This is a genomic window from Arthrobacter sp. NPDC057013, assembly GCF_042674585.1.
GTDB lineage: Bacteria > Actinomycetota > Actinomycetes > Actinomycetales > Micrococcaceae > Arthrobacter.
On sequence record NZ_JBHUSE010000009.1, the window covers coordinates 23,488 to 46,714 of the forward strand.

Below are 23,227 nucleotides of genomic sequence, written 5' to 3' on the forward strand. Positions count from 1 at the left end.
AAGTCCCACGACGCTATCGACCGGATGCAGTACAACGGGCGAGGATGCCGCGTACCAGCGGGATCCGCGCGCCCTCATCGTGGCTTGTACTAGTACGTGCGCCCCTCAATGGAGTCATGCGGTTCCTTGTCGATGCTCGACGCGGTTCCAATTCACCGCTATGGGTGTCCCGGACGCTGCCATACGGGTCGTAGGCCCTCAATGATCGCTTGCGCTGCTTGACCTTCCCTGACGCCCCCTCGTTCGGCGAGGTCAGTGGCTATCGCCATGAGCCCGAGCTCCTGGGGGACGTCCTCCATCACGTGCAACAGGACGTTGGGCTGACGACCAGCCGCGACGCGAATCAGGAACCAATCCTTTATGAGTGCCTCGACGTGCCGGGCATTCACATATGCCTCCACCTCGGCGTTGGACAGGAGACCGGAGGCCGGGTGTGAAACACCTGAAAGCCGGAGGCGCGGGTCAACGATCAGCCCGGCAAGATCGGCTCTGACTGCTGAGACCTCAAGCTTGTCGGCCCGCCTAGCGAGCATCGATAGGAGCAAATTCAGCGGGTCGGAGGCCTCCGCCAGTCTTTGAAGTCTTTGATTAAGGCGGTATTTCTCGATAGGAGCAGTACCTGCAACGCCAGCCATTTCTGCGGCCAGTCCACTTCCCTCTTGAATGAGCAGCCATGCACTTCGGCGGGACAGCGGCCGACCTGCTGCCCGGGTCCCTTGATGCCTGGCTAGATCAACCGTGTCGATAACCCATTGCCTGCCTACTTGCTGGGCGGGGATGCGCCCCTCGGCGAGCAACACGCGCAAACGCCGGTCTGATACTCCGAGCCGCTCGGCTGCTTGGGAGACGCTAACAAGCATTACGCAATCATACCGATACCGGAACCGTTCAGAGCATCCGCAGTGCCTCTTGGGGGCCTACTTCCAAGTGCCATGTGTTTCGTCTTGTACGGCCAGTGACTGTCGTTCAACAGCTTCGGCTTGGTCCCGGAGCTTCTGCTATTAGCGGGTTGAAAGCTGGCAAAAGGTACTCCAGCCTGCACTACGACATCAGGCGGACCGCCTCTACGACATCTTCGTTGTGAAGGACGTGCGTAGTGGCCTGCAAAGTGTCCGAACGGCCGAAAGTGGACGGGTCGAGGATGTGCTCCCAAGTTCGTTCTAAGTCTGCGCGCAGGTCTGCGGGCCAATCGCGAATCGGCTGGCGCGGCGCTCCGGCTGCCTTCTGCCGTACCTCGAATTCATTGAAGATGCGCTCCAGCCGGGCGACGTAGTCGTCGTCGCTCTCGCCTGGTAGGTCGGGCACGTGAGGGCTCCCGTTCAGGACTGCGTGCCAGTCGCCGTAATGCGATACGAGCACGCGTTCCCGTGGCACTTTGCAGGTGAGCAGGACGCTCCCGGGAGAGGCTTTGCATAAGTCCACGAGGTCCCGCCGGTGGATCCGGGCCCAGAACCACAGCGCTCCGTTACTAGTGGTGGACAGGCGTGAAGCCACCTGCCGGAGCATCCAGCCGTACGCGTCCTCGAAGTGAGGTTCGGCCAGGGAAGTGTTTGGCACGAGTCTTCCGGTGGACAGGAGTGCCTCCAAGGCATCAGCGGTCGGGATGGTATGCAGCAGGAGCTTGTCGGTGGTAAGGCTGCAGCCGATGCGTCCGGCGGGGACGGCAGTGTCAAAGCGGGCGGTCCGAACCGGGAACAGGGGCACAGGATCATCATCGCTGAGACATCCACCTGGCGCATCCCGGTGAGCGCCCGGACATGCGCGCACGCATTCCCAGGTGCGGATTTCCCCTTGAAGAAAGTTACACGGAGCGGCTCAACGTCACTATTGTGAGCGCCAACGACTCAGCTTTTTTGAATTTGGAACCGGGACGACGACTTGCACGATACCGAGGTCTCCGGCTTTGTGGGTGACGGGAATTCGATCAATCGGGGCTTAAGCTTCCTGAAGGGTCACAGCCCTGCCTGTGTCACGCCGTACTCCGCTTCCGCGGCCGTATATCCCTCAAACGTCAGCTGTTGGATGAGCCCCCCTCGGGAAAACCCCTGCATTTCCAAATAGGACTTGGCGGCTTTTGCCGCTTGTTCCTTCCAGTTGACCTTGATGTGATCCACCGCCCAGGTGGCGTCCGCCTTGGAGAATTTCTCAAACTCCAACTGCTTAATTAGCCCGGAGCGGGAGAATGGGGACGTTTCCAAGTAGCTCTCTGCTGCCCGCTGCGCATTTTTCTGCCCAACTGTGCGCGTGTCCGCCGGCGTCTTCTTCACCGGAGCTGGCGCCGGTGATGCCGTGTGTTGCTCTGTGGTTGTCGGGGCCGATTCCTCTGTCCCTCCACAGCCAGTAGCACCGAGTAAGAGAGCTAGGGTGAGGGCCGGCGTGCCGAGTGGTTTCATTTTGCTGTTCCCTTCAAACCGCCAGACACTGAGGGCTGTGGATAGCCGCCGATGCCGCGTGTCTGGCACTTCGTATTTACTTTGGTGAGACGGCCGTGCCCTAGACCGGTGTCCGGCAGGCCGGGGGTCATAATCGAGATTGGGAAGCCGATGGCCATGACGCAGTCAGGGAGCTCGGCGAGGAGCGGCAGTGAGGCATCTTGGCTCCATTCACCGGTGACGTAGAGGCCGTGTTTTTGGGGTCGATGTCCTCCCGGCCGAGTTTGGCGGTTGCAGGCACCAAGAGGCCTTTGGACGCGGCCAGCAGAATTGACGCTCTCGTCTGAGCGGTCGATGGCGACCTTCGCTTGATTTGTACGGCCGCCATATTCTCCCGGCAGGTACGCATGTCGCCATAATAGTGTGGGGATTTGAATAAAGAGCTGACTTTCAAATTACCCCGCTCTACAGTTTTCGTTAAGTATCGAAAAATCCGGTAAATCTTTAGCTACGCACTGTCTGCATCTGCTGCCTGCCGGCAGGCATGCGGGCGGGCATCTTCCGGAACGGAGGCGGTTCGCGGCCAGCCGTGTGGACCGAGGCAGAGCCTGCGCTCCTGAGGGGAAACGTCGTAAACGGGACGTCGCCGGATCGATCCCGGCGTTGGGTTCACGCTGGTTCTAGCGGTATGGCCGTAGCGGGTCGAAGGCAACTGCTTCAAAACCCGAACGGCGGCCGGTACCCGGCCGGACGTCCGAATCTCCCCTCCGAAACCGCAGGAAAACCGCAGGATCCCCGCCAGAGCTCAAGAGCGGAAGAACTTCTAGGTTAAAGTTTTGGCGGGGCCCGGGCCATTGCGAGCACACGTGTTTCCCGCTCCCGCCCGTCCGCCGGTGCCAGCACCGGCCATGTCCTTGAGGACCACATGCCAGCACCGCGCCTGACCAAGGCCGTCGCATCACTGAGCGCCGCAGCCGTCCTGCTCAGCACCCTGTTCGCTCTCCCTGCGGCAGCAGCCCAGGACCCGGCCATTGACCCGGGGCCGGTCGCACCGCCCACCACCAGCAAAGAACTGCCCGCCCAGGCGGCCGACCGGTTCGTCGTGAAGTTCAAGCCCGGAGCCGCCGGGGCCGCCAGCGCACAGGCCAAAGCCTTCGGGCAGGCCGCCCGCACCGCCGGCGTTCCCGTCAAGGAGCTGCGCCGCACCGCGACAGGCGCCACGGTCGTCCAGGCCAGCGAGACTCTGACCCCCGGTGAGCGCGCCAGCGTCGTCGCCTCACTGCGGAGTCAGACCAATGTCGAATCGGTCGCACCGGACACCTTCGTCCGTCCCGCCGCGACCGTCTCCGACCCGTACTTCCAGTACCAGTGGGACTACCGCGAATCCACCGGCGGCATGCGCGTCCCGGCCGCTTGGGATGTGACCACCGGCCGCGGAGCCACCGTCGCCGTCATCGACACCGGCATCACCGCCCACAGCGACCTGGCAGCCAACATCGTCCCCGGCTACGACTTCATCTCCGACCCCGGCATGAGCAACGACGGGGACGGCCGGGACGCGGACGCCACCGACACCGGCGACTACTGCAACGGTTCACCGTCGTCCTGGCACGGAACCCACGTGGCCGGAACCATCGCCGCGGTCGGCAACAACAGCCGGGGCATCGCCGGTGTCGCCTACGGCGCCAAGGTCCAGCCCCTCCGTGCGCTCGGGGCGTGCGGCGGCTACCTGAGCGACATCGCCGACGCGGTCGTCTGGGCCGCCGGCGGAACCGTGGCCGGCCTGCCCGCCAACCCGACCCCGGCGCAGGTCATCAACATGTCCCTGGGCGGCGCCGGACAGTGCGAGGCCTACTTCCAGTCCGCCCTGGACTTCGCCGCCTCCAAGGGCGCTGTCGTGATCGCTGCAGCCGGCAACGAGAACTCCCCGGCCGCCGGATCCAGCCCGGCCAACTGCGACAAGATCATCACCGTCGGCGCGACCGGCCGAGACGGCAGCCGCGCGTTCTACTCCAACTACGGACCCGAAGTAGACGTCAGTGCACCCGGCGGGGACGCCACCGCCAGCGGTTACGACGCGATCCTCTCCACCTGGAACGACGGCCAGACCACCGTCGGCAACGAAGCGTACGGCTTCATGCAGGGCACCTCGATGGCCGCACCCCATGTGGCAGGCCTCGCCGCCCTCATGATGACCTCCGGGTCCACCATCACCCCGGCCGAAGTCGAAGCGAAAATGAAGGCCACCGCCCGCCCCCTGCCAGGGGCGTGCGACACCGGAGGCTGCGGCACCGGCCTGGTCGACGCCTGGGCGGCCGTCCGGGCCTCCATGTCCGCGGCACCTGCAATCACGCCCGGGAAGCCATCCATTCTGGGCAACCCCGAGTACGACCGGACGTTGACCGCCGACACGGGCACCTGGGCGCCGACAGGCCTCATGTACTTCTATGAGTGGCGACGGAACGGTGAGCCCATCCCCGGCGCCACCGGCCGAAGCTATCAGCTAGACCTCGGCGACATGGGCAGGTCCATCAGCGTCCGGGTCATTGGCTACAAGCAGGGATGGGGTTCCGCCTCCGCAGTGTCGGACCCTGTCCTCGTCCCGGAACCGACGCCGATCGGCACCATCGCTCCCGCGCCAAGTGACACACCCACTCCGGAACCGACCGCCACGGAGACCGTAGCGCCCGCTCCGGCCTACGCCCCTTCGATTACGGGTGAGGCGAAAGTTGGCTCAACGCTGACGGCTCAGGAAGGCAGGTATGGTTACTGGACCTACCGGTGGTCGAACAGTGATGGTCCCATATCCTTTGCCAGCGGCAGGACCTACACTCCAAAACCTTCCGATCTCGGGAAGACCATTACGGTCACCGTCACGGTGCACAGCTTGTCACCGGATGAGGAGACCGTTACAGGAACCTCCGCCCAAACCGAGCCGGTCGCCGAAGGGGCACTCACTGCCACCAAGCCAGCCATCACCGGTAACCCGGCCGTCGGTGCCACACTTTCTGCGGTTCCGGGCACTTGGGCAGGCGACGCAACGCTCAGCTACCAGTGGTACCGGGCCGGTGCGTCAATCCCTACAGCGAAGGCAGGAACTTACACGCCTGTCGCCGAAGACCTGGGCCAGGTGCTCACAGTCAGCGTCACGGGCTCGGCTGCCGGCTATAATCCGCTCACGGTCGAATCCGATGCAACGACGCCGGTTGCCGCCGGCACCCTGACCGGGGCGATTCCGACGATCACCGGAACGGCGGCTGTCGGCCAGACTTTGACGGCAGCCACGGGAACCTGGACGCCGAACGCGGCGCTGAGTTACCAGTGGTACCGGAACGGAGTCGCGGCCCTTGCCGCCACTACCGCAACGTACACGTTGGATGCTGGCGACCTCGGCCAGCCGATTACAGTTACCATCACCGGAACCAAAGCAGGCTACGCACCGCTGACCGTAGGTTCTGCTCCCACCGCCGACGTGGGTCCCGGAACCCTGAGTGCGACTATCCCCGCCCTTACCCCCGCAGCGCCGCAACTGGGCGTTGAAGTGTCGGCCGGTGACGTATGGTCCGGTTGGCCCTCTGGCACACAGATCAGCAAGTCGTGGTACCGGGACGGCGTCCAGATTCCGGGCACCGACAGCGTCTTTTACACTCCGCGAGCGGAGGACGTCGGCAAGCGATTGACGATCAGGGTCAGCGGCACGAAGGACGGCTACAGTCCATTGAGCTTGGAGTCGGCACCGACAGATCCGGTCCTGCCAGGAACGCTTGCCGATCCCCGGCCCGTCATTACGGGAACCGCCAAGGTGGGCTTTGTGCTCACGGCCCACGCCACCACCACGGCGTGGCCTCAGCCCCTCACACCGAGTTACCAGTGGCTCCGCTCAGGCGTCGTAATCCCGAACGCAAGCGGCTCCACCTATGCGCTGTCTTCGGCTGACCTGGGCAAAGCGATCAAGGTGCGGGTGACCGCATCCACGGCCGGCTACGCCACGCTCGTCAAAGACTCACCACAAACATCGCTGGTGGCCCCCGGCACGCTCACGGCCCCGGTGCCTGCGGTCAGCGGGACCAGAAAGGTCGGCTACGCGCTGTCCGCAGCGCCGGGCACCTGGACCTCCGGGACCACGCTGAAGTACCAGTGGTACCGCTCCGGCGTCGCCATTGTCGGCGGCACCGCCTCCAAGTACACGTTGGGGGCCGCTGACCTAGGTAAGACCATGAAGGTCCGTGTCACCGGGTCCAAGCCCGGCTACACCACTGTCGCGAAGGACTCGGCCGTAACGACCGCGGTCGTCGCCGGCACTCTTGTGGCCCCGACGCCGTGGATCTCCGGCACGCCGCGCTACGGCTACACCCTCACGGCCAACACCGGCACGTGGACGGCTGGGACGACCCTGAGGTACCAGTGGTACCGCTCAGGCGTCGCCATCGCCGGGGCCACCGCGAGGACTTACGGACTGGTCGCCGCCGACCGGTACGACACCCTCAAAGTCCGCGTCGTCGGTACCAAAGCCGGGTACACCACGGTGACCAAATACTCGGGTTCAACCGTTCGGATTCCCTAGCAGCATGGCGGTCCCGGCCTCAGCCCCGAGGCCGGGATAGCCCGCGATCTCCGGGGGCCCATTGAGGTAGACACCATCCTCGGCGGCACGGTCACCGAATGCGCAGCAGCGCAACGAGGACAGCAGCTTCTAGGAGCCACAGTGAAACCCCGGCAACCTCTTGGCGAGGGGGTCCTACTGTCCCCGGTGAGGCCAAAACGGTCAAATGGTGCCGACCGGGGGAATTAGCAATCGCATACCGTGGTGCACGAGGGTGCCGCTGCGCAGCCTCGGATGGGCGAAAACGGTGCTTTTTGATGTCCCGCCCACCCTATTCCGGGTTCCCGCCCACCCCCCGCCCAGCCTGACCGGCCCCGGAAATGCCCTCAAAATCCGCGTGATTCCGCGGTTTTTCCCGGGCCCGCCCAGCCCGCCGGTCTGACCGGCCGAAAAACTGAGGACATACAGAGAGAGGAAGTGTTATTAGTTCGGAGAGCAGCAAACAACTAATAACACCGGCCTCCCCTTATATATATAGTTTTCTCTCTTAAGACTGGTCATTCATTCATAAGGGGCCTCCTTCCCTTTATTTGCAAGGATTTCCCCGCCCGGCAGGGGGCTGGGCGGAGGGTGGGCGGGGCTGGGCGGACGGCTGGGCGGACGGCTGGACGGGCCCCAGGCATCGCAGCGCCTCGGGACACCTCTGCCAGAGCCGCCGCAGCGCAAAACAGGATGCCCGTGGGCCGATCCGGCGCATGTCGAGTCGCGCCCCTGGTGTGTCGTCAGGACGTCTACGGGGCCCACCTGAATTCTTCTCAGCCAAAGCCGTCCTCGCACCCCATACGCTGGATGTCTACGCATGGGGTAAGTCATGAAAGCAAAGAAGCGTCCGTCCCGGCTGAGGCCAGGGACGTGGACGGACATGGCCGCTCCTGACACTGCTGACTGCTGCCAACGCGCCGGGATAAAGCGCGGGCTCCGCTCGCTGACTAGCGTCCACTCGAAGAGGCAATACTTTCGGAGGAAACCGTGACCAGGACAGTCGGCCGCAAAAACAGCCGAGCCCTGGCCAGCCCCGTCGTCGCGACCGGCATCGCAGCAACCGTCGTGATCGCTATCGGCGCGTTCGTCCTGTCCTTCGCAGCACTCACCGACCTGGCCATCCGCTCCGGCATCGGCCCGTCACTCGCGTGGATCTGGCCGGTCATCATCGACGGGCTCATCGTCGCCGCCACCGTAGCCATCGTTGCTCTCGCGGGCCGGGAGCTGAAAGTGCTCTTCTACCCGTGGGGGCTGCTGATTGGAGGAGCCGGCGTCTCCACAGTCGCGAACGCCGTCCACGCCATCTTCGCCGTCGAGCACACCACGGTCCCGGCCGTGGTCGCAGCTGTCGTGGCGTCCATGCCGCCGCTTGTCCTGCTTACCGTCACGCACCTGTCCGTCGTGCTCGTCCAGAACTCCGCCATGCGCCCGGCAGCCAAGAAGGCTATGAAGACGTCCCGTAAGGCGTCAGCCACCGCGGGCCTGCAGAGCCCGCCAGTCCCCGTGCCCGCCCCGGAGGCCCAGACCTTGTCCGTGCGGGAATCATTCGAGCCCGCCGTCGCCTGATCAACCCGTGGGCAGCTGCACAAACTGCCCGTGTCCGCCCGTCGTTGGCCGCGCACCCCCGTCGGAGCATTGACGGCTCCGCGGAGGTTGCGCGAGGGAGGACCTGGGGTCCTTGTCTGCTCACGAGCCGCTGCCCGCTTGTCGGTCGTGCGCCTAATTCCTAGGGCCGCTGATTTTTGACCATTCCGGCTTGGGTGCAGGGGTGTGAATCAGGTTCAGGAAGGCTGGATCTCGGGATTCATCGCCGGCCTGCCTTCGCCCGTGAGCCCACACGAACGACCACCCCTTCGCCTAACGGACCGCGGCAGGCTCGCGCGAGTGTTTCTCCTGCTCCGCCAGGATTCGGGCAACTGCGGTCTTGGACACCCCGAGCTTGCCCGCGATGGCTCGCTGGCTCTTCCCCTCCCGGGACAGTTCGCGCACCTTCGCAGGGTCCGCTGTGACGCGGATCTTCTCGGTTGGTCCAGAGCGGTCCACTTGGCGTGGTCCACGTGGTCCGGAACCCTGCTCCATTCCTGGTCCACTTAGTGGTCCAAACGGTCCATCCTGCTGGTCCACGCGTGGTCCATTTTGTGGTCCATGAGGTCCGGTCCGGTGGGCCACTTTCTGGTTTTGGACCAACCGCTTGGCCGCACGTCGGCGCCGCTGGTCGACCGTCCCGTAAACGGGCTGGACGATTAAGTTCACGGCCGTGTGAGTGGCAAAAAACAGACTTACCGGCATGATCCCTGCCACGAGAGACCCCAACACCAAGGCAGGGGAGAGCGGCTGCGCAGCCCCCGTCGGAGCCAGCACGTGCGAGGTGTTGGAGGCCACCGATACGGCGGTGAAAAACCCGACCGCAAGCCACGACATGGCCGTGTTTTCCCCGCGAGCACGTTGCACCGTGGCCGAAACGGCGTACACGAGGATGGTCGAGTCGATGACGATGGGAACGAGCCAACGAAGGTTCTCCCCGACTCCCGCCCATGCAGCTGCCTGGATGAGCCCGAGGAAGGAAAGGGAGAAACTAGCGATAGCGAGCACCGCAACCAGGGCCATCGCCGCGAACGTCATCTCCGGCCCGTCAGCTTCAAATCGTGAACTCAAATCAGCCCCGCTTCCTGACTTCATTGGCCCGTTTTGGACCACGTATGGGCCACTTTAGGACCAGGGGGAGACAACGAAGTGGACCACGAAAGTGGACCACCATGGACCAGACCCTTGGACCACTAATGGACCAGCGAAGTGGACCACCTTGGAGCAACGGGTCGAGCGGCTTCCGGGCCACCCGAAGAGGTGCCCGAGTCGGCGGCCCTTGGTACCTTGGGCAGGCCGCTTCTTGTGGACTCGTCGGGCAGCCGGGAAGAGATCGAAGAGATGCGGGGAAAATTGAAATCGGCCGGCGCTTGTTGAACTCGGCCGCACACATGCCTTTTATGAATGATGCGCACTGCCGAAGCCAACGCGAGAACAATGTGCGCGGGGGGAGTAAGCAGACTCAGACTCACTGGAGCAGTCCCTGTGGCCTACATTCTGACTCTTCTGGTGCGACCAGCCCCTGGTCACGGAGCCCGGTCACTTCCTCATTCCGTGGCGACTGACGGCGCGCTGGCCGGCCTGCTGCCATGCCCGGGACTTGCGACCGCCTGGATGAGGAAGCCTGCAGGGTGTCGACTACGCGGACGATGATGAGCGGCCATCTTCTTGCCGTCGCCCGGTTTGGTTCCCCGGGGCAGCCGGACCTCCTGCGTGTTGGAGTTTTCCTTGAAGGTGACCTCGGTGATGGCCACCTGCCCTGTGGCGATGGCGACCTGCCCCGGGCTGCGGGTCAGAACTCTGGACCTGACTGGTTGTCACTGCTGGCCGGATGCCAGCGCTCGTTTTGGCGCTGGACTGCTCCGAACTCAAGGCGCCAGTGTTGGCCGCGGCGGGGCTGGCCTCCGAGCCTCATCGAAGGCAGGGCCGACACGGTGAGGGAAAGCTTGTTTTACGGGTGGCTTTGTAAGAAGATTCGATCACTTCGCGATATTTACGGCAACGGTGCCCGCGCGAGAAGTCCCTTGGGGGGAACATTTGAATAGATCGAAACTGACGGCTGCGCTCGTTACACCTTTGCTGCTGCTGGCGGCCGCTACGCCGTCGTTCGCGACCGACGGCGCGACTACATCCACCGTGACTGCAGCCGAGGCACAGGGAATCCTGGAAGCGGCTGTCAATGACCGGAGTGGTGAAGCGTTGGCAACACCCGGGCTGCCGAAGCTGAAGGCCAGTAAATCAACCAAGAAGTACAAAGACGCCAAAGGCATCGAGAAGAGTGTCGTGGCGGCCCGGAAGCAGAGGCTAAAGGGGTTCGGATTCCACTACACGTCGGGTTCAACCACCATTCAAATAACCGACGTCACGGGCTCGGACGTGGCTGCGACCGTCAAGTTCGACGAGTCGGCAACGCTCTACATGGCATCTGAGACGACTGGGGCCAGCGACACTCCCGAGCAGTACCGGGTCCACGAAACCGCCTCCTTTATCAAGGTAGGCGGGGTATGGGTCCTCGATGAAATCACTCCCGATACCGGCCAAACCAGCCTTCCGTTCTCCATGATCGATCCGAAAGATCCGTCGGAAACGGCAGTGACGCAGGTTGCTCCGGCACCGAGCAAGGGTGCAGTTCCCGGTAAGAAGGGGGACAAAGCAACCCTTGAGCCAAAGAAAACGACCAACAGCTCCGACAGCACAATGGTGACGACGATGGCCGTCGGATACGACTACAACGCCATGGTTTACTACGCGATGGGGCACTATCTCAACTACAACCCCAATTACAAAGCGTATGGAAACGACTGCACCAACTTCGTTTCTCAGTCGCTCCGCCAGGGCGGCTGGGGGATGTACGACTATGGCGGTTACTATCAGACCAACGACCAGTGGTACTACTACCCGTGGATCGCGACCAGGTCATGGACATCCACGCCGGACTTCTTTGCCTATGCAACCTGGGGGAGTGGACGCACGTACGAGCTTGCATACCTCAACAGCATGGGCCCGGCCGACATCGAAATCGCGGACTGGGAGAGTAACGGGCTCAAGGACCACGCGATGATCGTGACCTACTGGGCTTCGGGTGGGACGGGATACAACGACATCCGTGTCACATACCACACAACAGACACCCTTAATAAGTCCATCTGGACCCTCTACAGTCAGAAGCCGGGAGCGACCTGGTATGCACTCCGCACGTAAGTACGCAGCAGCGATTCTGCTGGCCTCTCTGGCCCTTGCAGCCTGCACTCCCGAGCTTCCGTCCCCGAACCTGGACACCCGCGACGACTTCGCCCAGAACGTCATGACGACGGCCGCGACGGGTTCCGTGGAACAAGTTGAAAAGCTGGTGATGGATGACCGGGTTAACGTACGCCCCGAGGTCGATAAGCTCGTCAAGTTCGCCCAGGGATGGAGCCGCGACTCTGGGAAAATCGACATCAGCAACGATTTTCCTGAGGTGGCGGACGTGAAGGTGTCCAAGCCCGGCCTGGCAACCGCGGGAAGCTTCAGAATTACCTGGAACAACGACCACTGGGCTCTTCTTATGGGAGACCCCGCGACCCCACCGAGCGGAGGGGCAAGCGGAGGCTTGAACCCCACGCCCGAACCTACGAAGTCGGTGGGGACGAGCCCCTAGGGTAGCCGACGCGCTGCCTATTTGGCGGATCGTATTGAGGCCCGGCCAGGACACCCCGGCTGGGCCCTCTTCGCCGTGTAAGAGCGGTTGCCCGCCATGCCGTCGCTGTCGAGCAACCTGAGCGGAGATGTCCAAGAATGCCCCGGGAAGCGACGTACGCGTCTGGAGGTGGGCACAGGCGGCACGGCCGGCGGAGGGCGCTCGGCGGGCTCCATACTTCAATCCGATATTGTGCGGAGGTGGATGATTTCGAAGAGCTCGTGGACCAGGTCCGCGCTGGTGCTGACAGGCGTGGCTTGCGGCTTATGGAGGCAGAGTTCCCGGGGAAACCTGATGTGATTTTCCGGCATGGGACAGCCTCCGTCGATGAAGTGCTCGACGTGGCCCAACAGTCCTTCGCGCCTTTCGTGAGCCTGGCTGTTTCCCGGCTCGACACAGCGGAACTGGTCGAAAGCTGGGGCGAGAAAGACTTCTTCTCTGAGCTGACTCCCGAGCCTCCTGCTGAGCTCTTGAGGCTGTGGGAGGAACGCACCGGGCAGATCGACGGTGTCTTCGTTGAGTGGGTCGGCGGCGGCGCGACTTACATCTACCTTGCCGTGCCGGTCTGGAAACAGGAACTGGAGAAATTGCGTGACGGCTGGTCTGAAGACCGCGACGCCCAACGCGTCGATGATTACAGGGCGGAGCTGATTCGCATCACGCACCTCGCCGAACTGCTTGAGCAGGACCCGGAGTACCGCGCTGGAAACCTCCGCACGCGAACGTCGATCGGGACGAACTTTGTGGAGGACAGGCTGCAGTCCAACGAGGGTTCCTTCATCACGCGCCAGGTGTTGAAGGAGGCCAGCCGGATGGTTCGCGACAATGCCCAGGCGGCTTTTGCCAAGCTGATGGGGCAGGTGGATGAGATGGCCGCGGAACTGCGGGGCAGCAGAGAATGGCAGACGCGGTACCTGGCCAGCGACCGGCTCGCGGCCGCACGGAACTTCCTCATCGAACGGTCCGGGGGATACTCGCCCAGCGTTGATCTGGCAAGAGAACTCCGGCGCCTCGCGGAGTAGGGGCAGGAGTCCACCTCATAGAACGGGTTTGACGCAGGCTACCGACGGCGCGTCCAGTAGTAATACTGGGAGGGGGGAGACGTCTGCGGATCCCAATCCGTGCCATTCCAAAACTGGTAAGCATATTTTTGCCGGTAATAGAGGCCGTAGCCATCGCCCGGAGGAGCGTCGTACCAGCCTGGCGCTGCGTTCCCTTCAGGTTTTGGACGTGAATCCGTCTGGCGCTCGGGCGGTAGGGGAACCCCTGGCTTGAAAAAGCCGCTGGCCCACATTCTTCGAAGGGCTTCAAGCTCCTCAGCGTCTGATCTGGCTTGCTCTCGCTGAACTGCCCTGACCCGCGCCGCCTCGACATCTTCTGCGACACGCTTTTCGGGACTAAGCCGCCCTCGTCTTGTCTGCTCGGCTTGTGCCGCCGCCGCTTCCGCGGCCTTTCTCTTGCCGCGGTTGTAGAAAAATATGGCGACAATGACGCCAATGACGATGAAGGTCAACATCGCTGAAGTGCTGTCAGAGCGTTCCTTGGCATGGCGCATGCAGGCTTCGAATGATTCGGTCCTCTGCCCATAGCAATAGTCGCCGATGTTTTCGGTCAAGACATGTACGGTTCCCCAGCGCATGCACAAATTCTAGGTGTCGTGCCGGGCATTCTGATGATGCCCCCTGGCGAGCGAACCGGGGAGCTCCGTACACATTCGGGTTGAAGCTGACGCCGACCCCGAAGGACAAACGCCATGACGGCCACTATTGAACCCGACATCCTGGACCTTTTCGCCGGGCCGGGCGGCTGGGACCGTGGAGCCGAACTTGCCGGTATCAACCCGCGACGGATCATCGGGGTCGAGTTGGACGCAACAGCCGTGCAGACCGCTCGCGCAGCCGGGTACACCAGGCTCCACGGCAACGTACTGGAGCTGGATCCTGCCGACTTCCCGTCCGTGAAGGGGTCTGATCGCCAGCGCCCCGTGCCCAACTTTCTCAGCCTCGGGCAAACGCACAGGCCTCTCCGATGACTATCAGCACGTCCTGGACGTCATCACGCACCTGGGCGCCGAGCCGGGCTGCGACTGCACCTGGGAGGAGATGTTCGGGGACGCCACCGCGGTCGTCCAGGACCAGCGCACCCCACTGGTGCTGCAGGCTGTGCGCTTCGCCTTCGCCCTGCCGAGCCTCGAATGGTTCATCCTCGAGCAGGTTCCGGCGCTGGAGTACATGTGGGAGGACATCGCCGCCGAGCTGTACTCGGCCGGCTGGGAGTTCGTTGATGTCGGCATGCTCGCTGCCATGGACTTCGGGGTTCCGTCGCGGAGGCGCCGCCGAGCCTTCCTGATCGGTCACAAGACCCGCCCCGTTCACATCCCGAAGCCAGCAGCCGGTGCGGTGCGCACGAGCGCCGCCGCTGCCCTCGGCTGGGGTGTGGGGGAGAAGGTGCGGACCAGGGCCAACCGCAAGCCCGGCGGCGGCAACCTGTTCTCCGCCGACAATCCTGCGTGGTGCCTGACGGAGAAAGCCCGGACATGGACTCGCGAATCCGACGGAGCCCGCCTGACAAGCGCCCAGGCCGGGGTCCTCAACGGCTTCCCGGCAAGCTTCCCTTGGACCGGCAGCCGGTCCCGGCAGTTCCTGCAGGCCGCCAACGTAGTAGCCCCTCAGGTGGCCGCGGCCCTGCTGGCCGAAGTCGCCCGCTGGCCCGTCCACACCCCGCTAAAGCGTGCTTAGGGGCGATCCGCAGGTACTTCCGGCTCCTGGCCCTTCCTGAGGGTGTTCCGGTTTTCCCAGACCCAGTCCTTGACCTGATCCCTGGAGATCAACCATGTCTTCTCGACTTGGTAAGCAGGAATCACTCCAGTTTGCAGCCAGCGATACACGGTGTTCCGGGAGAGCCCGAAGAGTTCTTCGAGGTGCTGAGTCGTCAGGCGCTCGGGGTAGTTGGCGAAGAGAGCTTCAAGGTACTTGGGGTCCACGATCACACCGTCCCACCGCATGAAGCCGTCTTAGACCACAAATTGGTAATTTGTTGTACTAAGAGGGAATCAGATTGATTGATGCTACTGTCGGGGGTCATCTCTGCCCTTCGTGTCAGATGGTACCGAAACGATCTTCGCGGACATTCCTCGCCGATGCGAAATGCGGGCCCCAAAATCGCGATTTAGTACCTGCCGTGAGCTGAGTCAATGCATCAAAGGCCACTTCAATCAATTTAGGTTGACATATCCGTTATCGGTGCGAAATTTTGCCTAGGGGAGAGGCGCCGCTGTGCGGTCAATTCAGCCCGGCAGTGGCCACACCTAGGCGCACAGGAAACGCGCGCTAGATCAGTTCGTCCAGCTTTTCCCAGAAGGCCAGCCGCAGGGCCTTGCGGACAGCCTGCAGGTCGGTTTTGTATTCCCCGATTCTCTGAGCGCAGTCCTTCAGCAGCACCCTGTCGATCTCCCCGGGCAGGATCGGCCGGTCAGCGAGCAGCTCTGTAAGTTCCCCCTGAGTTACAGAGCCGTACCAGCTTGCCGTCACGCTCGCCCCCATATCCTGAGCGACGTCCATGGCACTGTCCTCCTGGACGAGGGTAGGCTTGGCGCCGCCGGAGCTGTACACGAGGTGCGGCTCGGCTAGGTGCGGCCGCGGGGCCACATAGGGAAGCGGCCGTGTCGGCGGGGCAGGCTTGGCGATCAGACCACCCGGCCTTGGAGCAGGATGAGTCGACGGGCGGGCGGTCTGGGCAGACGGCGAAGCCGGCCGGGGCGCCTCCTGGACGATTTTGGTGAAGCAGTCTGCGATCAGTTCCGCCGGGAGGGTGATGATGCTGTCCACCCGCAGAGCCAAATGTTCCGCCACTGACATGACCCCGAGGCGATGGGCCGTGTCGGCTACACCGACCAGCACGACTTTCGTGCCGAGGTCCTGAGCCTCCTCAACAGCCTCGGCAAGATCGTCGTCGCCTTAGACCAGGTAGGCCACCGACGCGGCACGGTTGCGTGCCACGCCGACGAGATCCAGGCCCCGCTTCAGGTCAACACCTTTCTGCTCGCCGTTAAAGGAAATCCTGCCGAGTCGGACCTTTACTCCGGGCAGCAGGCCGATCTGTTTGTGTTGATCGGTGAACAAGGCGTCCTTGGAGGCGTAATACCAGTACGTGCGCAGGACATCCAGCCCGGAATCCTCCGCTGCACGCCAGGATGCCTTGGATGAGCTTCTCGTAGTCCACCTGAAAGGCTGACCGAAGGGAGGTGCCGGCCACCTGCGACGGCGCCATCGAAGGGAACTGCACGACGGCGGTCAAGCCCCCGCCCCCGCCCGGGGTGGTGTACAAGAAAGATTTCAGCCTGGCGCTGCCGTTCGCGATCCAGGGCGACTTCACCGACAACGACATCGCCTACAATAAGTTGCTCCGGATTTATGCGGACGAACTGGTCTCCTACGGAGGCGAATACGATGTCGACGTGACCGGCTTGCTGGGCGCCCTACCCAACCCCTTTAGATACTCCGGCAGCTCGGGCGAGTCAGGCCATTCTGGTGGATCCAGTTCCGGCTACTCGGGTGGCTCGTATGGTGGAGGCGGCTCCGGCTACACCGTTGTCTGCTCGGACGGCTGGGTCTCACACAGCGGCGGCAGGCAGGGCGCCTGCTCCCACCATGGGGGCATCGGGTAAAAGGCCCTTGGGGTCAACGTTAGAGCAGGACGAGGCGACGGTGATCATGATCTTTCTCGCGCTGCCCATTTTCGTCGTGATGGGCATCGGGTTGGCGAGCGAACAGAAGGAGCGCCAACGGCAGCCCTAGCGACGGCTGCCGCTTCAAGGACTCAATGGCGGGCAGTCCCGTCGCATTTCCGAACCTGCCCTGACCGGCGGCTAGCATCAGGCATATGCGTAAACATTTGGCCGTCCTTGGGGTGACGGCACTTCTTCTGGCTGGCTGCTCGGCACCTTCCACCCCGATCTCCAGCCAGCCTGCCTCGTCCAGTCAGCCCGCCTCGGCGGTGCCATCGTCAGCCGCGTCCACATCTTCAGCGACGCCCACCGCGACACCGACGCCGACACCGACTGAGACTAAAGCTGCCGATGCGACGGCGGTTGCCGCCGCCTTGAAGCCAAAGGTTGCCAGCATCACGAAGGTCACCACGGTGACCGAGGCGCTGGACTCGAACAACCTCATCGGCCGGCCCAACCAGTACACCTCCGCCGCCTGGATCACCGACTCCGGCGCCACGGCAGGGGAGACCGGCATCGATGGCGGAGCGGTCGTTGAGGTGTTCGCCAACGAGGCCGACGCGAAAGCCCGCTCCGAGTACATCCTGGGGGTCCTGAAAGAGATGGGTCCCGCCTACGGCACCGAATGGCACCACCTGAAAGGTGCGGTCCTGCTGCGGGTCAGCGGCAAGCTCACCCCGACGGTAAACAAGCAGTACACCGCAGCGTTCGGCTCCTGACCAACTCCAACCGATACAGCCACGACCCCCGGCAGCAGTTGCCGGGGGTTTCTGCGCTCCGCGATCGTTTGCCCGCCGCGCCAGCCCGAACGGGCGCACCGCAAAGCCTGGACTGATCTCTTCACGGTGTTCGAGTCCAGCCGGGAATACGCCGACACCGAGGTCTGGGCCGCCCTCACCCTGCACTGCCCGGACGACAAGCCGGAGGTCTGGGTGCTCTGGGATCCCTCAGTGAAGACACCGAAGCCCTCGTCCTGGCTGACCATCGTTCCTGGCCGCAGCCCCGTCCGGAAAGCCCACACCAAGCTGGGCTACGCCCAGTCGGCCATCAGGAGCCGCATATACGGCCCTAACGGCTCCCATTCCGAGATGACCCTGTGGGAGATGGACCCGGCGACCGGCGAGTACGTCCTCCTGCACACCATCCCGCAGGGAACCCACGAGCATCAGCTGCCGTGGTAACGGAACGACACCGGAGGCCTAAATGAGAAAATCAAAGCGCCATTCTTACGCATAGACAAATAGCTGTAAGAATCTGCCCCCGATCCTTTCGGCTAGAGGGCCCGAGGGGGTGCCAAGTGCAGGACCTTAGTCGGTTATTTACACTTAGCTCGATAAATGTAAGAATCCAAAGGACATACTTACAGACAGGAACCGCATGGAACAGCCGCGGAATCAGGACGGCACTTACGGGCACGTCACGCACTCAGAGCCCGCAATCTCCCTGGGATCGGCGGCCCCGTGGCCGGACGGCGGGTACGAAAGCCACGAGTGGGTCGGGAAAGTGGATGCCTTCAAATCCAGTAGCTACCTCTCCGGGATGGCCGGCCAGACGTACGAGGCGTTCACCCCGCCGCTGATCGGAGACTCCGGCTATCTGCCGTCTCCCGGGACGGCGACCCTTGCAGAGGAAGCTGCGCAGGCGATCAGCCGCTTCGATGAACGCTGCGGCGAACATGTCAGGCCTTTCGCTGCCTTGCTGCTGCGGAGCGAGTCCGCGGCGTCCTCCCGGATTGAGAACCTGATCGCCAGCGCCCGCAGCCTGGCCGAGGCCGAGCTCGGGGTGGAGGACCGCGCCAATGCGACCCTGATCGTCCGAAACGTGCGGGCCATGGAATCAGCCCTTGCAGCGGCTGAGCACCTGAGCCCCGAGAGCATCCTGGACATGCACCGCGCCCTGATGGACGGAACGAACGACGACGACGTCGCCGGGCGGTGGCGGCAGGAGCAGGTCTGGATCGGGTCCAGCCATGTCAGCCCGATCGGCGCCGACTTCGTCCCGCCACACCACAGCCGCGTACCTGCCCTGATGGAGGACGTGATGGACTACGCCCGCCGGACCGACCTGCCCGCCATAGTCCAAGGCGCCATCGCCCACGCCCAGTTCGAAACCATCCACCCGTTCACCGACGGCAACGGCCGCACCGGACGGGCCCTGCTGCATGCCATGCTCAAGCGCCGCGGGCTCGCCTCCCACGTCACCGTTCCGGTGTCGGCCGGCCTGCTCGCCGACGTCCACAACTACCACGACGCACTCACCGCCTACCGTGCCGGGGACCCGGAACGGATCATCACCGTCACTGCCGAAGCGTCGTTCCTCGCAATCGACAATGGCACCAGGCTCGCCGACGACGTCGTCGCCATCACCACGTCCTGGGCCGACAAGATCAAAGCCCGGCGGGACTCCGCTGTCTGGCCCGTCCTCGACCTGCTGGCCCGCCAACCGGTGGTGAACGCCGCCGTCCTGGAATCCAAGTTGGGACTGGACTACATGCGGCAGAAGCGCGCCATGGACTCCCTGGAGGCTGCCGGAATCGTTATTGGCGTGGACAAGTTCAAGAAGGGCCGCTTCTGGCGGTCACCGGAGATGCTGACGGCACTGGATGCCTTCGCCGAAAGGGCCGGACGCCGGGTGCCCAGCTGACAGGGGAGTGGCACCGGGTCCTCCGTACACATGTGGTGCATCAACCCACCATCAATGGAGGACACCTTGAGCACCCACATCGAGCACGGCTACCGGCTGAAGCCGGGGATTGAACCCTTCGCCTTCATCCCGCGCGTGCGTGAGGTGATGGATCCGGCCCGCGCCGTCGCTGACGCCAGGCTCCCGGCCGGACTCTACGGCGAGGCCACCGACCAGGCTTGGCTCCGAGGGGATACACGGGCTTCCTGTAGCGCCGGCTGGGCATGATGCCCGGCCCAGGGACTGAAGACCCGTTCATGGCCGTGTCGCCCGGTGCCGGCCTTTCGGCGGTTTAAGGTGGAACGACGGCAGCAACCCCGACCCCACGCCTCCGATAGACGTCTTCTTCCACTCGGGCCCTGCCGAATGGTGGGTGATCCTCGCCGGCGTCGGACCGCTGGCCGTTCTCATCGCCGCTGTCCTCGCCTTCTACATCAACTGGCGGACGCTGAAGCAGCGCACGGAAGCGGACAAGACCTCCCTGGAACAGCGGCGCGAGGCCGATGCCAACGCCCTCCGGCAGAAGACGGAGGCGGACAGCCGCGCCGAATGGTGGCGGCGCACCCAGTGGGCCCTCGACCGCGCGCTTGATGAGGACCAGGGGACCAAAGCCCTCGGACTGGCCACCCTGGAGGTGCTGGCGCGCAGCGAACTCGCCCGAAAAGAAGAACTCGAGCTGTTCGACATCGCCTGGAAATCCGTCGGGGGCGACGAAAACGGCGATTCCCCGCAATCCCCGGAGATACCGCCGGAGAACGCTGTTTCCGGCCGTCCAGCCGTCGAACTCGGCTCGTGGGCACACTTCACCGACGCTGCCAGGCGGGAGTTCGAGCAGGTAAAGGACTGGGTAGCTAGGGTTCCCAAGCCACGGACTGCAGGAGACGCCGTGGACTCAGCTTCCGACATCGGGGACAATGGACCAACGGACGAAACGACCAACGAGGAGGGGCAACGATGGGCGCAAGCGCACCGGAGCAACGAAACGTGCATGCCCCACGCCGCGTTTCCGTGCAGGAGTCCAAGAAGACGGCCGCCGCCGACCACAGGGTGCAGGTGGCCGCTGCCAGGCTGCGCGTCACCCTTGACGAGCGCCTGGGCCGCGAAACCCCGGCCAAAACCAAAGCCCTCGCTAAGGAACAGCTGTAAACGACGTGATCTGACGCCAGCTGTTGTCAGTGCTGCCCCGGGCACATAGGCTCAGGCCCTGGGGGTCGTTGGGGACTGGTTTCCGAACAGCGGAGCCGACCGGCCCCCACGTAAGGAAGCAGCAAATGGCAACAGGTACGGTCAAGTGGTTCAACGCCGAAAAGGGCTTCGGCTTCATCACGCCCGACGACGGGAGCGGTGACGTGTTCGCACACTATTCAGCCATCACAACCAGGGGCTACCGCACGCTCGAAGAGAACCAGCAGGTCTCCTTCGACATCACGCAGGGACCCAAGGGCCCGCAGGCGGAAAACATCAGCCCGCTCTAAGGAGCAAGAGCTGAGGCCGGACTGCGGAGTGGCAGCCCGGCCACAGTCGTTTAAGGGGCTACTTGCCCAGCGGATCAGTTCGGGGACTCCCGCATAGTGCCTAGTGTTACCCTCCCGTTATGAGACCATATCGGCGGGCCTTGGAGTGCCAGTATCGGGCGTGGTTTTGGTGTCCTTTTCGACAGATGCAGTGTTCCACCACCTAACGTGAATCTCTGGCTTCCAGCAGGCGGCGGGACCCAGCGTGCTGTCCGCAGACAGCCTGTCAGGTGGTCTAGGGGGCGGTGACATTCCGGCCTCTAGGAGCGCGGTCGCTCATGTCCGCGGCGAGCAGTGACCAAAGCTAAGCCCGCGGTTCTGAAATACTGTCCGGATGACTTATCAGCGCGCGCGTACGCTCAGCCTCAGGAGCCATTCGGAGTACAGCGAGAAATGGCTTCAGGAGCGGATCGCCGAAGACCCCTCACTGCTCGGGCTTGGAGAGCTGGTCGTTCGCGACATCGAGCGCCGACAGCCGCGCGCCGGCCGCCTGGACTTGCTCTTGTCCGATCCGGAGACGGGCACGCGCTACGAGGTCGAACTGCAACTCGGTGCCACTGACGAGGCTCACATAATACGGACCATCGAATACTGGGACATCGAGCGCTCCCGCTATCCCCAGTTCGACCATGTAGCCGTCATCGTCGCTGAGGACATCACATCCCGATTCCTGAACGTGATCAGCCTCTTCAACAAGGCCATCCCGCTCATTGCCATCCAGATGAATGCGCTACAAATCGGCTCGGCGGTGACACTGCATGCCACGACCGTCCTCAACCTCATGTCCGTCGGCGCGGAAGAGGATGAGGACGAGCCCGGCCAGAGTACTGACCGCGCCTTCTGGGAAGAGCGCGGCTCCACAACCACCGTCCGTCTCGCTGAAGACTTTCTCGGAGTCCTGAATACATTCGCGCCGGGGCATGAGCTGAAGTTCAACAAGCACTACATTGGGCTTTCCCGCTCGGGACTTGCCAACAACTTCATGACCTTTCGTCCTCGGCGCAGCCACCTCATTGTGGAGTTCCGGATCCCGCAGTCCGAGGAGCTGACGGCGCGCCTCGATGCCGGCGGGCTGGATCTCCTCAGCTACGAAAAGCGGTTTGGGTACTATCGGGTTCGCGTGTCGGGGGCCGAGCTGGCCGAGCACAGCGCCCTGCTGAAAGAACTCATCGCCACCTCGGCGGGCGTCGCATACACGCCGGAGGAAGCGGCGGCGCTCAACTGAGCTCAACGACCGAACCACTTCTACCTAGAGGAATCCCGTCGCTCTTCAGCACGCTCCGGAACTTGCTGAATCACTTGCAGTGACGGCGCCGCCCGCAGAACGGGTCAGTTCTTCCGTCGCGTTTGCCCACGTCTGGAACGCGCCTGCGCCATGCCTCGGCATCCTCGCCGGGACCTCACAACTGGACGGCACGACCTACGCTGAGCTGGCCAACAGCCTCCACCAGCGGGGCGACAGCATCCTGGACCTGGCCGACGACACCGAGGCCCGCGCCACCGTCACACAGATTGTGGAGTCCGAACCCGTCCTGGGCCGGCTCGTCGCCGACCGGCGCCAGCAGCACATCCGCCAGCCCGGCGGCCTGGTGCCCGGCGGCGACCTGAAAGCGTTCCTGCCCGCCATCGAAGCCACACTGAATTCCGACCCGGATGCCCGGCTCGCCATCTCCCTGGACCACCTCCGCCGCACGGACGACGCATGGGACGCCGGCCTTTCCGAGGTGCTCCAATACGTGCGGGAAACGGAACTGCGTGCCCTGACCGGCCAACTCGCGGAGGACGCGGTGCGCCTGCGCCGGGCAGCCGCCATCCTCGGTGAAAGGATCCTGCTGGACGGGATGACCTACTGGAACCTCCAGTGCAACATCGCCGGCGTCGGCGGCAGCATCTTCAACTTCGCCACAGCCACCGAAGCCCGCGACCTTGCCCGGCGCATCGCCGCGGCCGTGCCGGGACTGGCCGACATCATCGCCGCCCGGAAACGGATCGTGCCATTCTAGCCCCGGAAGTTTCGCGGCTTTTCCCAGCTCCAGGGTTTGTCCAATGAGTGGATATGCCGGTGAATTCTGGTACGTTGAGCCG

26 protein-coding genes and 1 pseudogene are annotated in these 23,227 nt (G+C 63.7%); 17 read left to right on the forward strand and 10 right to left on the reverse strand.

Going from position 1 to position 23,227, the window contains the following annotated elements:
- Positions 1 to 158 precede the first annotated feature (158 nt).
- The 4 genes and pseudogenes from ACFTSA_RS13360 to ACFTSA_RS13375 form a co-directional block, all read right to left on the reverse strand.
- Complete coding sequence (locus ACFTSA_RS13360; RefSeq protein ID WP_377922848.1) at positions 159 to 635, reverse strand: hypothetical protein; 477 nt, start codon at positions 633 to 635, stop codon at positions 159 to 161.
- A gap of 99 nt (positions 636 to 734) precedes the next feature.
- Positions 735 to 860, reverse strand: a pseudogene (locus ACFTSA_RS13365) (excisionase family DNA-binding protein); the annotation flags it as partial.
- Between the two features lie 181 nt (positions 861 to 1,041).
- Positions 1,042 to 1,704, reverse strand: a complete 663-nt coding sequence (locus tag ACFTSA_RS13370) for a DUF3841 domain-containing protein (RefSeq protein ID WP_377922845.1) — start codon at positions 1,702 to 1,704, stop codon at positions 1,042 to 1,044.
- 248 nt (positions 1,705 to 1,952) lie between these two features.
- Entirely contained in the window at positions 1,953 to 2,267 is a 315-nt protein-coding gene (locus ACFTSA_RS13375; RefSeq protein WP_377951860.1) for an Ltp family lipoprotein, read from the reverse strand.
- Positions 2,268 to 3,297: 1,030 nt separating this feature from the next.
- Between ACFTSA_RS13375 and ACFTSA_RS13380 the strand changes: the two genes are divergently transcribed.
- Positions 3,298 to 6,936: a S8 family serine peptidase gene (locus ACFTSA_RS13380; RefSeq protein ID WP_377951862.1), complete on the forward strand. Its 3,639-nt coding sequence runs from the start codon at positions 3,298 to 3,300 to the stop codon at positions 6,934 to 6,936.
- A gap of 1,008 nt (positions 6,937 to 7,944) precedes the next feature.
- Positions 7,945 to 8,523, forward strand: a complete 579-nt coding sequence (locus ACFTSA_RS13385) for a DUF2637 domain-containing protein (RefSeq protein ID WP_377951863.1) — start codon at positions 7,945 to 7,947, stop codon at positions 8,521 to 8,523.
- A 291-nt stretch (positions 8,524 to 8,814) separates the two neighbouring features.
- Here the strand turns inward: ACFTSA_RS13385 and ACFTSA_RS13390 are convergent, their stop codons facing one another.
- Positions 8,815 to 9,612 carry a DUF2637 domain-containing protein gene (locus tag ACFTSA_RS13390; protein WP_377951864.1) on the reverse strand — a complete coding sequence of 266 codons (798 nt, stop codon included), beginning with the start codon at positions 9,610 to 9,612 and terminating at the stop codon, positions 8,815 to 8,817.
- Positions 9,613 to 10,677: 1,065 nt separating this feature from the next.
- Between ACFTSA_RS13390 and ACFTSA_RS13395 the strand changes: the two genes are divergently transcribed.
- The 3 genes from ACFTSA_RS13395 to ACFTSA_RS13405 all read left to right on the forward strand — a co-directional run bounded on the left by ACFTSA_RS13395 (position 10,678) and on the right by ACFTSA_RS13405 (position 13,242).
- Positions 10,678 to 11,742: an amidase domain-containing protein gene (locus ACFTSA_RS13395; RefSeq protein ID WP_377951865.1), complete on the forward strand. Its 1,065-nt coding sequence runs from the start codon at positions 10,678 to 10,680 to the stop codon at positions 11,740 to 11,742.
- Complete coding sequence (locus ACFTSA_RS13400) at positions 11,726 to 12,181, forward strand: hypothetical protein (RefSeq protein ID WP_377951866.1); 456 nt, start codon at positions 11,726 to 11,728, stop codon at positions 12,179 to 12,181. Before ACFTSA_RS13395 ends, ACFTSA_RS13400 begins: the two co-directional genes overlap by 17 nt.
- A 239-nt stretch (positions 12,182 to 12,420) precedes the next feature.
- The gene (locus tag ACFTSA_RS13405) at positions 12,421 to 13,242 is read left to right on the forward strand and encodes a hypothetical protein (protein WP_377951868.1); all 822 of its coding nucleotides are present in this window, start codon (positions 12,421 to 12,423) and stop codon (positions 13,240 to 13,242) included.
- 38 nt (positions 13,243 to 13,280) lie between these two features.
- Here the strand turns inward: ACFTSA_RS13405 and ACFTSA_RS13410 are convergent, their stop codons facing one another.
- Positions 13,281 to 13,859, reverse strand: a complete 579-nt coding sequence (locus tag ACFTSA_RS13410) for a hypothetical protein (RefSeq protein WP_377951870.1) — start codon at positions 13,857 to 13,859, stop codon at positions 13,281 to 13,283.
- A 114-nt stretch (positions 13,860 to 13,973) separates the two neighbouring features.
- On the opposite strand from ACFTSA_RS13410, the gene ACFTSA_RS13415 reads away from it, so the two are divergent.
- Entirely contained in the window at positions 13,974 to 14,252 is a 279-nt protein-coding gene (locus tag ACFTSA_RS13415; protein ID WP_377951872.1) for a hypothetical protein, read from the forward strand.
- A gap of 70 nt (positions 14,253 to 14,322) precedes the next feature.
- On the forward strand, positions 14,323 to 14,958 hold the full coding sequence (locus ACFTSA_RS13420; RefSeq protein WP_377951874.1) for a hypothetical protein: 636 nt from the start codon (positions 14,323 to 14,325) through the stop codon (positions 14,956 to 14,958).
- Here ACFTSA_RS13420 and ACFTSA_RS13425 read toward each other — a convergent pair.
- The 3 genes from ACFTSA_RS13425 to ACFTSA_RS13435 form a co-directional block, all read right to left on the reverse strand.
- Positions 14,955 to 15,203, reverse strand: a complete 249-nt coding sequence (locus ACFTSA_RS13425; protein WP_377951875.1) for a helix-turn-helix domain-containing protein — start codon at positions 15,201 to 15,203, stop codon at positions 14,955 to 14,957. The genes ACFTSA_RS13420 and ACFTSA_RS13425 overlap by 4 nt on opposite strands.
- Before the next feature lie 346 nt (positions 15,204 to 15,549).
- Entirely contained in the window at positions 15,550 to 16,077 is a 528-nt protein-coding gene (locus ACFTSA_RS13430; protein ID WP_377951877.1) for a hypothetical protein, read from the reverse strand.
- A gap of 99 nt (positions 16,078 to 16,176) precedes the next feature.
- Positions 16,177 to 16,341 (reverse strand): hypothetical protein, encoded by a 165-nt coding sequence (locus ACFTSA_RS13435; RefSeq protein ID WP_377951878.1) that lies wholly within the window; start codon positions 16,339 to 16,341, stop codon positions 16,177 to 16,179.
- A 122-nt stretch (positions 16,342 to 16,463) separates the two neighbouring features.
- Here ACFTSA_RS13435 and ACFTSA_RS13440 point away from each other — a divergent pair, with 122 nt between their 5' ends.
- The 6 genes from ACFTSA_RS13440 (at position 16,464) to ACFTSA_RS13465 (ending at position 19,856) form a co-directional block, all read left to right on the forward strand.
- On the forward strand, positions 16,464 to 16,886 hold the full coding sequence (locus ACFTSA_RS13440; protein WP_377951880.1) for a hypothetical protein: 423 nt from the start codon (positions 16,464 to 16,466) through the stop codon (positions 16,884 to 16,886).
- 7 nt (positions 16,887 to 16,893) lie between these two features.
- Positions 16,894 to 17,016, forward strand: a complete 123-nt coding sequence (locus ACFTSA_RS13445) for a hypothetical protein (RefSeq protein ID WP_377951881.1) — start codon at positions 16,894 to 16,896, stop codon at positions 17,014 to 17,016.
- 85 nt (positions 17,017 to 17,101) lie between these two features.
- Positions 17,102 to 17,665, forward strand: a complete 564-nt coding sequence (locus tag ACFTSA_RS13450; RefSeq protein ID WP_377951882.1) for a hypothetical protein — start codon at positions 17,102 to 17,104, stop codon at positions 17,663 to 17,665.
- Positions 17,666 to 17,791: 126 nt separating this feature from the next.
- On the forward strand, positions 17,792 to 18,127 hold the full coding sequence (locus ACFTSA_RS13455; RefSeq protein ID WP_377922927.1) for a hypothetical protein: 336 nt from the start codon (positions 17,792 to 17,794) through the stop codon (positions 18,125 to 18,127).
- 196 nt (positions 18,128 to 18,323) lie between these two features.
- A complete protein-coding gene (locus tag ACFTSA_RS13460; RefSeq protein WP_377951884.1) occupies positions 18,324 to 19,589 on the forward strand; it encodes a Fic family protein in 1,266 nt (421 codons plus the stop codon).
- A 66-nt stretch (positions 19,590 to 19,655) separates the two neighbouring features.
- Positions 19,656 to 19,856 (forward strand): hypothetical protein, encoded by a 201-nt coding sequence (locus ACFTSA_RS13465; RefSeq protein WP_377951885.1) that lies wholly within the window; start codon positions 19,656 to 19,658, stop codon positions 19,854 to 19,856.
- A 64-nt stretch (positions 19,857 to 19,920) separates the two neighbouring features.
- Here the strand turns inward: ACFTSA_RS13465 and ACFTSA_RS13470 are convergent, their stop codons facing one another.
- Positions 19,921 to 20,430, reverse strand: a complete 510-nt coding sequence (locus ACFTSA_RS13470) for a hypothetical protein (protein WP_377951886.1) — start codon at positions 20,428 to 20,430, stop codon at positions 19,921 to 19,923.
- A gap of 152 nt (positions 20,431 to 20,582) precedes the next feature.
- Between ACFTSA_RS13470 and ACFTSA_RS13475 the strand changes: the two genes are divergently transcribed.
- From ACFTSA_RS13475 to ACFTSA_RS13490, 4 genes are all read left to right on the forward strand, one after another.
- The gene (locus tag ACFTSA_RS13475) at positions 20,583 to 20,774 is read left to right on the forward strand and encodes a hypothetical protein (protein WP_377951888.1); all 192 of its coding nucleotides are present in this window, start codon (positions 20,583 to 20,585) and stop codon (positions 20,772 to 20,774) included.
- Positions 20,775 to 20,899: 125 nt separating this feature from the next.
- A complete protein-coding gene (locus ACFTSA_RS13480; protein WP_377951890.1) occupies positions 20,900 to 21,103 on the forward strand; it encodes a cold-shock protein in 204 nt (67 codons plus the stop codon).
- A 373-nt stretch (positions 21,104 to 21,476) separates the two neighbouring features.
- Positions 21,477 to 22,367 (forward strand): hypothetical protein, encoded by an 891-nt coding sequence (locus ACFTSA_RS13485; RefSeq protein ID WP_377951892.1) that lies wholly within the window; start codon positions 21,477 to 21,479, stop codon positions 22,365 to 22,367.
- Between the two features lie 79 nt (positions 22,368 to 22,446).
- Positions 22,447 to 23,145: a hypothetical protein gene (locus tag ACFTSA_RS13490; RefSeq protein WP_377951893.1), complete on the forward strand. Its 699-nt coding sequence runs from the start codon at positions 22,447 to 22,449 to the stop codon at positions 23,143 to 23,145.
- The last annotated feature ends 82 nt before the right edge of the window (positions 23,146 to 23,227 follow it).